This window comes from Luteibacter anthropi, assembly GCF_011759365.1.
In the GTDB taxonomy this organism is placed as follows: Bacteria; Pseudomonadota; Gammaproteobacteria; order Xanthomonadales; family Rhodanobacteraceae; genus Luteibacter; species Luteibacter anthropi.
Genome location: NZ_JAARLZ010000005.1, coordinates 208038 through 223620 on the forward strand (window position 1 = coordinate 208038; position 15583 = coordinate 223620).

10 protein-coding genes are annotated in these 15583 nt (G+C 60.2%); 1 reads left to right on the plus strand and 9 read right to left on the minus strand.

The window, feature by feature from the left end; genetic code table 11:
• Positions 1–5: 5 nt before the first annotated feature.
• Positions 6–1142, minus strand: a complete 1137-nt coding sequence (locus HBF25_RS10895; RefSeq protein WP_166948281.1) for a C2 family cysteine protease — start codon at positions 1140–1142, stop codon at positions 6–8.
• A gap of 62 nt (positions 1143–1204) precedes the next feature.
• On the opposite strand from HBF25_RS10895, the gene HBF25_RS10900 reads away from it, so the two are divergent.
• On the plus strand, positions 1205–1813 hold the full coding sequence (locus tag HBF25_RS10900) for a hypothetical protein (protein WP_166948283.1): 609 nt from the start codon (positions 1205–1207) through the stop codon (positions 1811–1813).
• 98 nt (positions 1814–1911) lie between these two features.
• On the opposite strand, the gene HBF25_RS10905 is transcribed toward HBF25_RS10900, so the two are convergent.
• The 8 genes from HBF25_RS10905 to HBF25_RS10940 form a co-directional block, all read right to left on the minus strand.
• A complete protein-coding gene (locus HBF25_RS10905) occupies positions 1912–2346 on the minus strand; it encodes a hypothetical protein (RefSeq protein WP_166948285.1) in 435 nt (144 codons plus the stop codon).
• A complete protein-coding gene (locus HBF25_RS10910) occupies positions 2309–3319 on the minus strand; it encodes a MobA/MobL family protein (protein ID WP_166948287.1) in 1011 nt (336 codons plus the stop codon). Before HBF25_RS10910 ends, HBF25_RS10905 begins: the two co-directional genes overlap by 38 nt.
• A 238-nt stretch (positions 3320–3557) precedes the next feature.
• The gene (locus tag HBF25_RS10915) at positions 3558–4190 is read right to left on the minus strand and encodes a hypothetical protein (RefSeq protein ID WP_166948288.1); all 633 of its coding nucleotides are present in this window, start codon (positions 4188–4190) and stop codon (positions 3558–3560) included.
• Between the two features lie 151 nt (positions 4191–4341).
• Positions 4342–8892 (minus strand): AAA domain-containing protein, encoded by a 4551-nt coding sequence (locus tag HBF25_RS10920; protein WP_166948290.1) that lies wholly within the window; start codon positions 8890–8892, stop codon positions 4342–4344.
• A 202-nt stretch (positions 8893–9094) separates the two neighbouring features.
• Positions 9095–10345: an RES family NAD+ phosphorylase gene (locus HBF25_RS10925; RefSeq protein WP_166948292.1), complete on the minus strand. Its 1251-nt coding sequence runs from the start codon at positions 10343–10345 to the stop codon at positions 9095–9097.
• A gap of 190 nt (positions 10346–10535) precedes the next feature.
• Complete coding sequence (locus HBF25_RS10930) at positions 10536–11657, minus strand: DUF6538 domain-containing protein (protein WP_166948294.1); 1122 nt, start codon at positions 11655–11657, stop codon at positions 10536–10538.
• A 493-nt stretch (positions 11658–12150) separates the two neighbouring features.
• Positions 12151–13881 (minus strand): hypothetical protein, encoded by a 1731-nt coding sequence (locus tag HBF25_RS10935; RefSeq protein WP_166948296.1) that lies wholly within the window; start codon positions 13879–13881, stop codon positions 12151–12153.
• Entirely contained in the window at positions 13878–15545 is a 1668-nt protein-coding gene (locus tag HBF25_RS10940; protein ID WP_166948298.1) for a hypothetical protein, read from the minus strand. The genes HBF25_RS10935 and HBF25_RS10940 overlap by 4 nt, the downstream gene beginning before the upstream one ends.
• Between the last annotated feature and the right edge of the window lie 38 nt (positions 15546–15583).

The following is a 15583-nucleotide window of genomic DNA, read 5'->3' on the forward strand; positions in this document are numbered from 1 at the left end:
TCATATCAGCGTGTCATCACCGGTCCGGAAATGGTCTGTTGCTGCGCCGCCTGTGACTGCTGTGCAACTTGGGCTTGGGCCTGCTGGGCCTGCTGAGCTTCCATCGCCTGATACTGCGCCTGCCCTTCTGCACAGAATGCCTGGCCATCTAGCGACTGCGCGAGAGCGGTCAGCGCGTGGCCCATGGCCTGAGGGTCGTTGAGGGAGGCCAGCAAACGGTCCATCGCGGGATCGCCCGTCCTCACTGCGGCAGCGTGTTCTTTCGCTGCCGGGTCTTGACCCTGCTCCGGTTTCGCCTCCTTGTCCTGCGTCCGAACTGGCGGCTTCGGACCGAACTCCAAATCGTCCACGTGGCCGTTGCCCAAGGCGGTTTTCAGATCCACTTTCACCAGGGGATCGGGAGACTCAATTCCCAACCCATGGGAAACGTTCATGCCCCACGGATTGCGCACCGTAACCGCAACGTTACCTTGCGGGTCTTTGCTGATGCCCTCGACCATGTAGGCATGGCCCGAACCCCCGTCACCCTTGATCAACCCGTCGGTGGGCACGCTTGACATGTAGTTGGTGTTCAAGACCACCGGGCGGCCTTCGTCTAAAGCGCCATAGATGCGATCGTAGACCTTGTCCAGCGGCAGCCCCTTCGCTTCGTGTCCCGAGATCCGGCTCGACGTTTCTCCCGTCAGGGCATACATCGCCGACTTGGGATAACCCCCGTGCCCAATGCCATCCAACCCCTGGTCAATCGTCTCGTCTTTCTTTTTTGCCAAATCGGCATAGGCGGCCTCCATGACGGCCGGCCAGATGGGGCTGTGCTTCGCGCCGTGCGGCTCGATCAGGTTGTCGCTGAGCCGGATGTCCGCGCGGACATCGGCCTGACTGACCTGGACGTGGACCGGCTTCGCCTCGCTTTGCAGCCCAAGAAATCCGCCGTGCCCATGCTGATAAAGGGTGACGTTGAAATTCTCAGACGCCGTATCGTAGGTGATCGCATCCTGGATGCGGCCGGGTTGCTGGTGAGCGAGCGATCCCAGGGGCGCGAGGAAGTAGCAATCTCCCAGATCGCGCTGGTGGATGTCGGTGGGTTCCGGTCGGCCGCTGGGGCCGTAGAGGTCGGCGTCGGTCAATGTCGGGTCACCCATCGCACGCTCCTTCGGCTTAGACTCTGGGGCAAACATACCGGACCCACCCTGCGCAGGTAAACATGGACGCCAACCTTTCGCCGCTGATCGAAACCGCCAAGCAACTCGCCCTTCTGGCCGAAACCCTGGAGCGCCGGAGCGCCGCCGCCTCCTCTCACAGCGAGCAAACCACCCAGGCTCTGAGCCGAACGCTCGCCGGCATCAAGGCGGACGTGGATCGCATCGTCCACGGCGCCAGCACACACGTCACCCAGTCTGCCCGGCAAGGCGTCGACGCCGCGCTACATGAGGGCGCCGGGAAGTTTGATCAAGCCGCCGCTCAGGCGGGCAGCAAGATGCAAGGCGTAACCCAGCGGCTCGATGAGGCGGTCGTTCGCGCTGCGGCGAGCCTGGAGCGTCAAGCCAAGTTGGCTTACTTGGCGGTGATGGGTGCGATGGTGCTCTTGGTCGCTGGCGGCGGTGCCGTGCTGTGGATGGAATGGCAAGCGTATGGCGATGCCCGAGCTCGAACCGCGGCGGCCAACGTGGACGCAGAAACGGCCACCGCCTACGCCGAGGTCCACATGACCTCATGCGGCGGCCACCCGTGCATCAAGCTGGATGCGAAGTCGCCAAGGTGGGGCGACAAGGGGCAATACGTCCTGGTGGACACCAAGCCTGCCGGAAAGTGAGCAGAGCGCCCGGCCGCGTCCGTTCGAAGGCGCATTCTAATTGGCCGGCGAAGAACACCGGCGACGCGTTCGAAGCAATGAGGCCCATATCGCGTGGCTCAGGTTTCTTCTTCGTCGTCTTCCAGGTCGTATTCAAAATACGTGGCGTAGCGATTGGGCTTGCCCCTCTTGCGCCACTCGACCGTCAACTTCTCGATGCCGGCCTTCACACCCTTGGTCCCTACACCATCGTCATCGGTGAGGAAAAGCACATCGAATTCGTCGTAGTTATCGAGATCATCGATGGTGTCGTAAGTGCAAATGCGCCCCTTGCTATCGACCACGTAGGTCAGCAAGAAGACATCGCCATCTTCCTCTTTCGCCCACCGCTCCGGGCGCTGCTTCAACTCTTCTGAAATGGCCTGCGCCCTGTGCATCTTTATGGGTCGTGTGCCAATTTCCACGATGACCACGTCGTGTTCCAAAAGATCGTCGCAGATGTTGCTGTTTGTTCGATCAGTATCCCAGTCGATCACGATGGTGCCAACGGGCATAACATTCCTTAGTGTTGCCACCGCCGTGGTGGCCGAAGCCGATTTTGCGATACCAAGTTACCGCCAGCTTGCAGGCACGGAGAGTTAACTTGGAGGCCGAGACAGAACATCGGCAAGGTCGAGGCTCCGCCTCCGCCAACCCGAAGGGCAGGCTCATCGCGCAATTTGGTCCGCAGTCGACTGTCCAGTTCCGCGATGATCGACGCCAGCACATGCTCTGCGAATTCGATTGCCTTTGATCCCTCGCCAAGTCCGCCCACTTCTCGTTGAGCTGTTCGACGAACGCACCCGCGGTGTTCTTGTTGGAGAGCAGCACGAGCTTAGCGCCCGGGGCCCACCCCGACGTGCCGTCCTCACTAGCGATTTCTTCCAAGCGACGCGTCGGGAAATAGAGGTGCGCATGAAAACCTATTTTCTCTGCGGTCTTCTCTGCACCCAACGCATCGATGTGGCTGTCGCGGTGCAAACCCAGGGAGACCGCGGTGTGCAGCTGGCGGCAGATGAAGCGTGCCATTTCTTCTGCCATGTCTCCCGCTTGATGGTCCGTGAGGCCAAGTGGAATCGGAATTCTGTAATCCCTCGCCACCTGGCTGTCCTGCCGCTTTTCAGCGGCCTCCACCCGGTTCCACAACTCTTCGGGATCCGTAGCCCACTCGGGGGCGCCTTCCGGCGCAATGGTCAGGGCCCGGACGATCTCCTCGCCCAGCTTGCGGCGGCGATAATCGTGCCAAACGCCGGTTCGCCGATCGAGCAAGCGAAGACCGAGGCGGTAGGCGACGCCAGCAACAGCGGAGTGGCCCGACGAACGCCGGTGGGTTTCGAGATGGGGGCGGGCGTGCAATGACATGTCATCCTCCTGATGAAGTCGCCTGAGCGCAGGCGATGAACGGTCATCCATGACCAAAACGATGCAGCGGCGGCCAACCCAATGCAGCCCGCCCCTGCGAACCATCCAACCAGAACGCTTAGGCATGTCAAGCATCCTTGACATAGCGCTTCGCTCGTTACGTGACCGACGTCACGCGGGGTGGCTGGGCTGAGCAAACCGTGGGCTGGGGCGGTCGTGACGCCGTGACTGGTGCTCCGATCAAAGCCTTAGGCTCATGACCGACTTCCGTAGCTCACAAAAAAGTGCCTCCAAGGGAGCCAGCACCGCCCCCCCCCTTCCTACGAAGCACTACCCAGGGCATGGCGACCCGGTCCGCTGCACATCAGCCGGGCGGCATTCCAAGCTGCCGACTGATCACCTCGGCAGCTACCTTGGTTCCAATGTCCTTTGCTGTATCTAGAACCCAATGGCCGGCACTCCCTAGCATTGCCAAGGCGCCCGTCGCCTTTTGCCCATCGCCGTCCTTCGCCGCCAGCTCCGCCGAAGCGATGGCGCCAATCACGACGTATTGCTCTGGAAGGCTGGCCTTGGCAGCGACTGCCTCCCGCAGCCTCGTCAATTCTGCCGCCAAGGCCGCAACATCGACCCCAGGGGCTTCGACGGTGTTTGATGAGTTGTCGGTCGAACCGACATTCACCCGCGAATTATTTCCCGACACGTTAATTGTGTAGTTGCCGCCGACGTGCCTGTCGAATATGCCGCGCCTGGTCACAGCCACTTGATAATGCGGCCCAAAGTGGCCCGCTGTGTAACACGTTGGATCCGTCACGACGAATGCCTCTTCCCGACCATTCGGAAGAGTCCGGCGTATTTCATCCCCTTCTCGAACATCAACGCTCATGTCATCAATGACGAATTGCTTTCCGGAGAAATACCCCTTAACGCTTGATCTTATGGATCCGTCTGGGGCTACGACATCAATGTCATCCGGCGAAATTATGCTCCAAGGCTTCACAGTTAGGTCTCCATTTTCGGGTCTACAAGGGTCGGGCTCATCTCTCGCGCGCAACGTTGGATTTGGATGGATGTAAGCGTCATGTTGGCACAACATGGAAGACGCGCTCTTCGTTCGATGTTCTCGCATCGTGCTCTGCGCACTTTTGTAGTCAAGCCGAATCCGTTCGAGCATCATCAACGGCCTGCTGGATCACCAGGTCTACTTCGTCCCCGGCTTCATGAATGCGCTTATTCCGCGGCTGCCAGACCCGCCGCTCGACCAATGTGGCCAACTGCCCGAGCGCACCAGTAGGCCCAATCTGCATCTGGTGTAGCGTCGACAGCAGTTCGGCCAGCACTTCATCCTTGTGTAGCGACCACGTCGAGGCAAAGCACCGCCAGAATGTCCAACCGGCGCGTTCCAAGATACGTTGGCGGTTCATGTCATGAGCCCAGCGGTCCGGACCGTGGAACTCATCGCCATCAAGCTCGATGGCCAGGCGGCGGTCGTCGGCCCCTTCCACCACCATGTCAATTCGGAAGCCGCCCACCTTCACCTGCGGGATCACGCGATACCCCCGTTCGGTAAGCTTCGTGAAAACCTCCCGCTCGAAACCTGACTCACACATATCAATGGGACTCTCGCCCTCGATCTCCCGCGGCACCGCCGGCTGGCTGAAATGCTCAATGAGACCTCGGCGAAGATCAACCTCAGAAAGGTCACTGAGCTCGACGGAACGCACCAGATACATTCGATCCCTGGCTCGGCTGGCGGCCACATTGAACCGCTGTTCGTGCCCCAACCGCGACAGAGCATGGTGGCGGTCCCGGTCTGCAACCATGGACAAGAACACGATGTCGCGCTCGCTGCCCTGGAAGGCTCGCGGCTCCCCACTCGTGAACTTACGCCGCAGCAATTCTGCTGCTGGGAACCGTGCCCGCACCACCTCATCAATGTATTTTGCTTGCTCGATCCCGAGAAGCGACACCACTCCAAGGGTCCGGTCGCACCAAGCCGGGTTCGCGATAATTGCTCCGATCTCGTCAGCGATCGCCTCGGCCTCGTCCCGGTTGAAGTCCTTAGTGTCGCGCCGGCCGGTGGGAACAAAGATATCCACCAGCGGCGGGTCAATTCGCTCCGACGCAAGGGGGATGCGAAGCGGCCGGATGGCGCCTCCGTAGAACCGGTTCGAATACGCGATGATCGGGGACACACACCGGAAATGCTCACGCAACATCACCTGATGACTGGCGAAAACGCGTGCAGCCAGATCATAAAGCGATTTTTCCGGCGTCATGTCCGCCGCAAAAGGCTGATCGCCCAAGAAGCGTTGGCGCAGAAGTTCAATTTGCTGGGCCGCTATGAAACCGCCGTCAGGTGACACCTGCTTATCGTCACCGACCACCAAGATCTTCTTGCCCCGCAATATGGCTGGAAGCGCCCAAAGGTCTGACTGGCTGGCCTCGTCCACCACCACGAGATCAAAAGCCCCGATATCTGCCGGCATCGCTTCCGAAATCCGTGCATGCGGCATGATCCAGCACGGCACGGCTCCCGCGGCGTCATTCATCGCGTCACGGGCATCCCGACGATAGCGCGGCGCATTCGCCCCCGTGCCTTGACCGATGCGTCGTATAGCCGTCGCATACCCATTGAGGGCAGACATGATCTTTCCGGTGGCGTTGTTCTTTGTCGCCAACCAAGCGGACTTCGCCACCAGGTCAGAATAAAGGCGTTGAAGCCCGCTGGTGAGTTCCGACCGTCGTGTCGCGAGCGCCCGTAACTCGTGACGTGCCTCGATCTGTTCCAAATGCCCCCGCAACCGTGCCCACGTCCAGCTCTTGCGCCATTGGGCCGGCGTCACCTTGTCGTCGCCGGAATGACCGCATGGCTCCCGTTCGATGCGTTCTGCCCACAAAACAGCCCCCGCGGCTCGCAACCGATCGGCGGAGGCAGCAATGAGGGCCAGGTGCGATCCGAGGCCAGAGACACGCCTGAGATCCGCGACCAATTTCACGTATTCGGAGCTGACCTGTTCGACCGTGCACTGGGATTGGCCGAGCAGATGATGGCCGAACTGACGCAGGTTTTCGGATATCGCTCCTGTTCGACCCGCCAAGTGCTCCTGAAAGGCCGTAACCCCCTGCGCCGCACGGGCCAGAGCTACCCGTTGCAGATATTTCCTCAAACTCTGGGCGACTTCTTGGAGACCACCCGAGCCGCCGTGAAGCTTTGGCGTCGGCACGTCTGCATACACCGAAGAGGCCTGATTGACCAAGACACGGTCGAGATGCGTGCTGAGCCGGTGGACCTTCCGGGCTGCCGTGGCCAAAGTCTCGATATTCCTCAGATCAAGCGTCCCTTCCGACAGCGTTGGCAAAGACAGCGGCTCGGCGAAAGTGTTCCATCTAGCCACGAATGAAGCCAACTCCTGGTGAAGAAACACATAGCGCTGAACATGTTGCCAACTGTCCGCATCTTGCGGCGGCAAGCCCGAAACCTTGACGGCCGCCAAACACTTCTTAGCGTCGCCAGCGCCCACAGCCATTAAACCGAAGGGCTTACCTGTCTGGGCAGCCCGCGCGACACCTTCGATTGCTTTTGGCGAGCTCAACCCCTCGGCTGGGAACAGAACCGGCCGCCGGAGAAATTCAGCACGAGCTGCAACCAGCCGATCAATGTCGCCGAAAATGGCTTCGAAAGCAGCCCGTTCCGCTCCATAAGACGAGTTGCGGCACCTCTCCCGAAACGCCGGGCCCCACGAAGCCGCTGCTGTTTCGAAGATTTCGACTTCTCGCTGGGCCAGTTCCACGCTTTTCAGCAATTCTTGGACGGCCTGATGCACCTCAGGCGTGTTTCCCCGCACTGCAAGGTCGGGAACCTCGGCGATATCTCGATCGAGCGTTTTCAGGCTAATTAGCGTCTCGTGCAACTCTCCCACTTGCTCCGCGGACGGCAAGCCGTCGGCATCAGCAAGCGTCGCCCCGAGATACACTAGATCGTCCCCCACCAGGCGACGCGCCAACCGCAAGGCCGACATGTCGTCCTCGCTCAACGGAGGCTGATGCTCTGAGGCAAGTGTGAGGTTATCTTGCAGCCAGCCGTGCTCCTCTTGTCCGCGCAACAACAGCTCGGCGGCTTTCTGCGCGCGGATCTTCTCGCCGTCCACCTCGATATCGCCCAATTGGTCTGCCGCGATGGCGTCCAGTCGGCGCTCGATACCTGACAATTCATGATGGGTGCGATCTATACCTGCTTTGAGGATTTCAATCTGTCGCTGGGTTTCGCGTGGATTGAGCTGTGAAACGCTGTGCTGGATGGCTTCGATAGATGCCTGGAACTGACGGGTGCCGTCCCGATCGCTCGACAAAAGCGCGACAGTCAGCGGCCGGACCTCTACCGGCAACTTCTCTTGAAGCACCTGCAAGGCCGGCTCTCCCCGTGACGTGACGAGGACACGGCGCCCAGTTGCCAGGTAGTGGCAGATGACGTTGGCGATGGTGTGCGTTTTCCCGGTCCCGGGCGGCCCCTGAACGGTTACGCCCGGTGCACGCTCCAACCGTTCAATGATCGTGATCTGCTCTTCGTTGCTCGGCAGAGGAAAGTAAAGTTCTTCAATCCTGCTATCGCTGACACCGTCTGACCCCGCATTCGTTGACAGTCCCCGAAAACGTATGGGCGTGATAAACGTTGTTTCGTCAGACGGCGGAGTCACCAGTGACAACGGCCCGCTGGGCAACTCACTGGCCTCCTCGACCTTTGTTTTGAGGCGTTTCAGATCTTCCAAAAGAAAATTGTGTTGCCGTGGCCGTGCCAGGAGAACCCACGCATCGGTCACCACGAAGTGCGGCCCCGGCGCCGGCCAAGGTTCGCCAGCCGCCAATATCTCGTGATAGGAACCTTTGGCGTCCAAGTTGGAAGCCACCAACTTCAAAATGTGAGCGTAGGAACTGGGATCGAACGGCGACAGGTCGGCAGACCCTTCTCGGCCCAGCAGTTTCTTGGCAGTCAGCTCCACCTCCGCGGCTCCAATCACAGAGGCGGCCACCAGGGCATCCAGCTCCAACCGGGCCTCGATATCACGAGGCCGGATCTCAATGGCCATGGTCTCCTCATCCATGACAATTTCGACCGATTGCGTCATCAGCGGGTATTCGTAGCTGAGCGAGCCCTCCTCGGAGGCCAGCTTCCAGGACGCCACCCCGACTCCCCAGACCAGTTCCAGAGGTTTAGCCGTTTCCTCCGCCTCGATCTGTTGTTTAAGGGCAAAGAACGACGTGTAGAGGTCGATGGAGCGACGGCGCGGCTTCTCCTGTTCGGACCATCCCCACCACTCGCTGGCGTAGAGCTCGAAGTCGGCGGCTACGGCGGCGCGGAATTCCTCACCGTCTACCTCAGGATTGGCAGCAAGATGTGCTTCCAAGGCTGTGCCGTTGATAGCGGGCGGCTGACCGCTCGGATCCTGCGATGCAGAAGCAAAAGGAAGAAGGGGTGCCGGGAACTCAGGGGCGTGAATGGCTTCGAGCCGATCCATACGGAGCCAGGCGGCCCCGCCGGCCTCCGCCACGTTGAATCGCAGCGCCGGAAGACCCGCCAGATCTAGGGGACCAAATTTCGGACCGGCGAGCTTGGATAGCTGAAAGCCTTCCGGCTTCACAAGCTTTGCTTGCTCACCGATGTAGTCGAGGAGCCCCAACAGCAGTTGCTTGGCCTCTTTCATCCTTACAGTCTTCCCGGCGTTCTTGATCAAAATACCCTAGCACGCACTATGCCAATAGGGGCTGTTCGTTCCGCTTCTTAACTTAGCGTCGGTTAGGACCGCCGGTGCTGAGACTGGTTCAGTGAAAAAAGCAATGCCTACAAACAACGCGTTGGCTTTCTCGAACCGATCCGAGCGTGAATAGACCTCAGTATTCCACCTTCTACATTTCAGCCTTCGATGGAGCAAAATCAGTGTGGATCTTTGACGTGTTCGATTTGTAGCTCACACCCTCAATCTTCCGGATAACCAAGGACTGAGTATCGAGGGTTAGAGCAGCCTTTCGCTCATCTCGATCATGGTGCCAATAAGGCGGATTTTTCCAGTCGGCAGGATCAATAAAAGTTATCTGAGGCCACCAGTATTCACTCTCATCTTCCTGTTCGTAGAGGCTGACATAGGCAACGCGATCGGCCGCGGTTGGCCCTGCCCCCTCGGCCCGCGAAGCCTTATTGAACAACACGACATTCTGCCCGCGCTCCGACGATGCGTCGCCATATTGAACTGACTGAAATTGGATTCCGTCGAGCGCGAGATCAGAGTGCGTCGCCAAAAAGTCAGCGATCAGTTGCGTAATTAGGTAGCCATCGTCTTCAAACTCAGGCATCACGGGCATGACCAACTGGTCGCACAATGATCGAAGGAAATCGTGGCGAGCCACGACATCCTTGGTCGACGGATCAAAATAGCTGCGAACACCAGCTGGCACGATGTCAGCAAGGGCGTTGAGATCCAGCAGCCTGAGCGATCGACTTATCGTGAACTGCCCGACAACGACATGGCTTCCGACCGGCGGTCGAACCTCGGCAACAGCCGTGTTCGCCGATGTTGCGCCGTAGAAGACTGAAATACCCTTAGCGTTCATGCGCCCTGCCCGCCCAACTCCCGGCGGGGGCGCCCCGATCTCACGAGCTGGATGATGCAATGCTCGTTCCAGGGCTTCGAGCGACTGGAATACACGCGCCCGAAAAAGCGTCGTGCATGCGGTGCCCGGCCCAGCATCCACAATGACTCCCGAGCCTTTGCGGGTCTTGTCGCTGAGGATAGGCCCGAAGACGCGTTCGAGGACTGCGCTGGTCTTCGGGTTGAAAAGCCTTGCCTCTGAGCGAAGACTTTCCACCATTGCCCGCCATTCAACACTATACGATCCTCCGAGATGCGAATTCTCAGAGAAATAGGGATCGTCGCCATACTTGCTTTCCATGGAGCTGTGATCGGACCAGATATCTGTGAGTGCCTCTAAAACATCCTCGACCACCTCTCCCGCCGCATCAAGCTGCATTTCCACAACGTCGGCGATAGCATCGCCGGCCGGATCTCTCTCGTAAATCACTACGGCATCCGAGAGACTTGTGACGTCAAAAAAATTCTCGATCACGACGTCGAAGCGTTCCGCGACCTCGCCGATGGACATGGTCGGCAACTCGTTGCCGCAATAGTCGCACTCTTGGACGTCGCCCGACGCCGTGATGACCCCAGCCAGGTATGGCTCGACCACGCACTGGGCACATACCCGCTTTTCTTGAACCATCACGCTCACTTGAGGCTATTTTGGATCGCGCACTGGCATTGACAGCGACGCTCGTTCGGCTAGGTTTCTTCGATCAGGAGGACCCATGGACACCCACGCTCACCACATCGCTCCCCACGAACCCACGATGAAGCACCCTCTTCCACAAACCAAGCCGGATCAGGTCGGGGTGCAATGGCACGAGGCGCCGGCTCGCCTCCGTTTTCAAAGACTGCCCGTCGTTATCATTGGTGATGCGAACGCAGGGAACGCCGTCCACCTCCTCAAAGTCCCGCAAATAGAGCTGGGCCACCTCGGAAACGCGGGCGCCGCTGTAAAGACCGATCAATGCGCCCCAGCGAACGTGCGGCTGCCGCATCCGCTGCATGGCGATCGGGTTGAAGATCTTCGGCAGGTCAGCCAGCTCGAACGCCTCCCATGCGTGCCCCTGGTTCCGACGAGCAGCCTTGTCCGCAGCTTTCATGATCACCACGCCCTTCACGACGTTGGTAGCCAGGTGCCCGGCCTGAACCTGCTTCTGGAAGATTTGCGCCACGTGCGAGACCATGTTCGCCACGTAGCGCTTGGTGAGCCCGTCGCGTTGCAGCTGGTTGGCCCACGCGGCCGCCATGGGCCGGGTGACTTGATCCACCTTGACGCCTGACCCGATGTATTTCAGGAAGGAAGCGGAACTGCGTTGCCGTTGCATCCAGGTGTTCGGCTTGATGTCCTTGGCTTCGACTTCCTCGTATTGCCTCAGAGCCTGCGCCAACGTCGGCACGTCGCTGCGTGGCTTCGGCGAGACACGGTTGAGCTTAAGCTGAGGCGCATCTGACCCGGGCTTGGGCGCCGCCCAAAGCGGCTTATCCAACGCCATTTGCAGCGCCTTCAAGCCGGCCGCGTTGTCCGCGTCGGTGCCGTTCGTTTTGACGGACACCCCGTCAGGGCCCGCCTTGATCTCGAACCGCTCGATTTTGCTAAGCAAGTCGTCCCAATCCATCCCCAAGTCCTTCGTCCCAATCCTGGCACTGGCGAAGATTTGAGCACATCGAGCACCCAAAGCGTAGGCGCAGGTGCGCGCCGAGACCGGATCGCGGGTCCCAAGAGAACGTTTGAAAATGGTCATGCCGAAGACTGGGCGAAGGTCTTTCGGAATGTAGATGCGGAAATACCACATGCCGCTCGGGCGGCGCAGCAGATGATGGGCGAGACGCATGGATAGTTGACCTACCCAGAAACACCGGTGCCGCAAAGCCGAAAATTCGATAAAAATCTTAGAATTTATAGAGACTTGGGCTCTGGCGGAGAGAGTGGGACTCAGCTCAAGCACTCTCTCCCAACCGTCGGGACACATTCCGGGTGTACCGGTGAGTGTCCCGGGATCGTAACTGCCCTGCCCGGCCTGTCAAGCAACCCAAATAAGAGAGTCCTGGATCCCCCCTGACCCACCACCAGACCAGGGTACCGTGAATTCAGACACCGATTGCGCCACTCCTGATCCTACGACCGGTTCGATGGCTCATCCAAATCCACTCCGCCGGCTTCGGCGAGTGCGTAGCCGGGAAAGTCCTTGCCCGCATCTCTCGCCACACTCCACTGCTTTCGAAGCCTCGACGGCTTGCCCCGGCGCGCCGGAGCGCCCGATTTTGACCGTGGAATTTCAGCGTTCCACACGCACTCTTTCCGCACTACGCGCAGGATGCACGCCGTTACGTCCCTGGCTGCTCCGATGCGTCCTCGTTACTCGCCTGCCCAAGCCAAAATGGCGGCGGCACCGGCAGACCCTGATGGCGAATGCCGTGGAGGACGATGGGCCAAAGCCCGGCGGTCACCGCAGACAACGAGTGGAGCGAGGGGTCATGCCGGCATGCGCGCGAGACCCGCGCGATAAGGCGATCCCCGTCCGGCTTGAGGTCTACGTCGGACACCGCGAGACCGTGGTACGCATCGTCCCCGTAGATTTTGTTCTCCGAATCCTCACTCGGAATCCAGAGCTGCAACGTGCAGTGTGGAATCCGGCTCTCGACCAGCGCTTCCAGAAAGCGGTACTCGTTACCGAGCGCCAACACATGCAGCCAGATGGCAAGGAGGGGAATGAGCGTGCTTGCGCCTGTCTGCGTCTTGAACTCCTCATCGGACATGGGCATTTGGCGGTCGACCAGATTCTCGTAGGAGGAACCGACCCTCGGGAACAATGTCCGGCGAGCGAATGTGAAGCCCAGGCGCTCCGTCATGGATGCGAGCCATCCGCGCACGCCTTCACCAAGGGACTCATGTGCGAATGCCCCCGAATACACGCAGAGCTGCATAAACAGTGCGATGTCGGTGGCCTGGCGGTCCGTACAGGGCAGAAGGAGGATCGGATTGTTGCCAATCATGCGAAGGGCAATGGCAACGCATTCGAGGGCAGTCAGAGCGGTGCGTTCCGTCTCTCCTTCGTGAGGGTTAGGCCCCGGACTGTGGCACATCCAGAGGCCTGTCATCGCGATTCGGCCAAGTGCCGTGAACAGGGCGAGGTTGATATCGGCGTATTCCGCCGAATGCACCTGCATGGTCAGCCCGTGCTGAATCCCCGCATTCGGCGCGATGCGGTCGAGGACGTACTCCGCCGCCACTTGGCGGTGCAGTACGATGGCCCTGTTCACAGCGGTCAACACTCGCTCGCGTTGGCGGGGTTTTGCTGGCAGCGCCGTACGGGCGAGCTCCCAGGCGCAGAGTACCGCACGCTCGCTCGTCCGCCAGGCCGCCTCCAGATTGCCGATGTCGCGGCACCACGCGTGGACAATCGAGGCGGCAAGCGCGACCTGGCGGATGGCGGTGATGCGCTTTTTTATGTCACTGTCCGTGTGGTCAGCGACCAGCGAACGGCAGAGCTTGCCAAAGTGCCGTGCGGATACGTCCGGGAAGTCGGCCATCGCGACCGCCTTCTGGATTTCACGGCGCATGGTCTGCGGCATGACCTCTTCCTTGAGGTAGCCCTTGGACAGAAGGCGCGCGAGGTCATCGCCGTTCCAACATACAAACTCAATGCCGAAGGGCTCGGCATCCCGGATGAACGCATTCCAGTCGTCGAGCACGGTCTCTTGCATCTGGCCTCCGACGACCAGGCAACCGACAACGGGCAATCGGCTCAGCCGTGGTGGGATGCGGTTCCTCCGGTAGGTCATCATCTGGTTGAGAGAAGAACGTACGGCCTGAGGTGTCCCGTCCCACTCCTGGCGGGACAAATCGCCCCGCTTGAGCGAGAAAAGAAAGACCTTTTGCCGGCCATCGCCTTCGTCAATACCAACGGCCGCGATGTCCACGCCCTTTTGCGTCGTCCCGCGTTGCGGTCGGGTCAGCACCCTATAGCCGACTTCGGCGAGCAGGTCAGGAAAAATCGCATCGAGTTCGTCGCGCTCGCGTAACGAGGCAAGGTATTCGCGCAGAAGGGCCATCATTGCTTGAGGTCCGCCCGGTGGTTTCGGACGTTGAGCATGTCGTATCCGACCGGGTCGAGCACACTGAGGGTTGGCAGCGCGATGCTCGTGCTGACAGTGGCCATCTTCATCGTCGCAGGCATCGTCCCGCCCTCCGCATCATGAACCGCGTAGACGATGCCGGCTCCGTGCAAAACGAGGGAGCGCGGTAGGAGCGAGAAAAACGATGACTGGTCATGGACGTCTCGCGCCATCGCTTGCGAAGCCCGGTCCTTGACCATCCTCAGGGTCATGCGGTGGGCTTCTGACGGACGCATTTCGGCAATCGTCACCATCTTTTCCAGCGAACGCTGGTAAGCGTCGTGCTCTTCCAGCAGCGGGCCGATGACTGCGATGACGCCCGATTCTTCCTTGATACTGCTCAGATGGTCGCGTGCCGCCGCATGGTCGTAGACCACAGTCCGGAGGAGCTGGGTCAACGCTTGCTGGTCGTCGCCATTGGCCACGGTCAGGAACGCCACAATGATGGCGGCAACGGTCACCGGCTCGAGGAGCAGCCAGCACATCGCCTTCATCGCTACGAGGATACGCATGCCGGGCTCCTCAGGAATCGCCCCCGGGGGCACGAAGACGAGTCCTAATGTACGCGCCCGTCGCTCGTTGAAGAACCGCTCAATCCCAGGACCGAGTCGTTCAGCGTCCCGTCCTAACCAACCAATGACAACCGCCATTGCATGTTCGCCCGGCAACGAGCCGAGCAGCGCTTCAGTTACTTCCGGCTCAGCAAGGCGTTCGGCGAGGCGAACCGCAGCGTCACCATGGCTTGCCTTTGCCAGCGCGCGAACCAGAACAGAATAGACCCTCGATGTCGACGCACGGCTGCCAATAAGCGCTTCAGCGACGTCGTCACGTGCTGCCAGCGCGAGAAGCGAAGGCGTGCGGGTCAAACCGACGACAGCCTGGCTCTGGGCCATCGCACCGCCGTCTGCAAGGGAGCGTTTGAGAAGTGGCGCGATATCGGCCCCAGGATGGAGGCCATTGACGTGAAACAGAACGCGAAGGACACCGGCCCGCTCTTCGTCGTCAAGGTCGGCAGTTACAGATTCCAGCGCCGTGAGGGTCTCGGCAGCACCACGCTCATCGTCAGGCATCCAAGCCAAGGCGTTGATGGCTTGAAATCGGATTCGTGCATCTCCGTCGACGAGACGGCTCCGCGCCGTTGCCGTCACCCCTGATGCCTGAAGGGCAACGGTGAAGAGGTTGACAGACAACACAGCATCAGTGGGAGCCGCTACGATGTCTGCCACGATGGCCGGACGCGCATGGAGCCATTGGACTACGGCTTCTGTACCTACAACGTCAGCAAGCGCCGTCCCCTGCGTGCGGGCCATGAACGCCGCAAGCTGGTCAACGCTGCATTCGAGGGATGGCAACAACCGATTGAGTCTGCAGCCGGTTTGATGCACTGCAAACCATGGCGCCGAGTCGGCGCCATCAAGGCAGCGTGCCAACAAGTCGATTGTCCCCGCATTGTGGATGGCTGCCCATGCCGCGTCGTCGCCGTCGCGCATGTCGGCCACGTCGTTGTCACCAGGCGTATCGGGGTCAGAGCCCCCAAAGACGCTGAAAAATTGGGGCGAGCCAACTGCGGCCACGCGCTCGTCATCGCTCAATGGTCGGTCCATGCGGTCTGGGCTCCCGGCAGCAATCCGTGTGTTATACC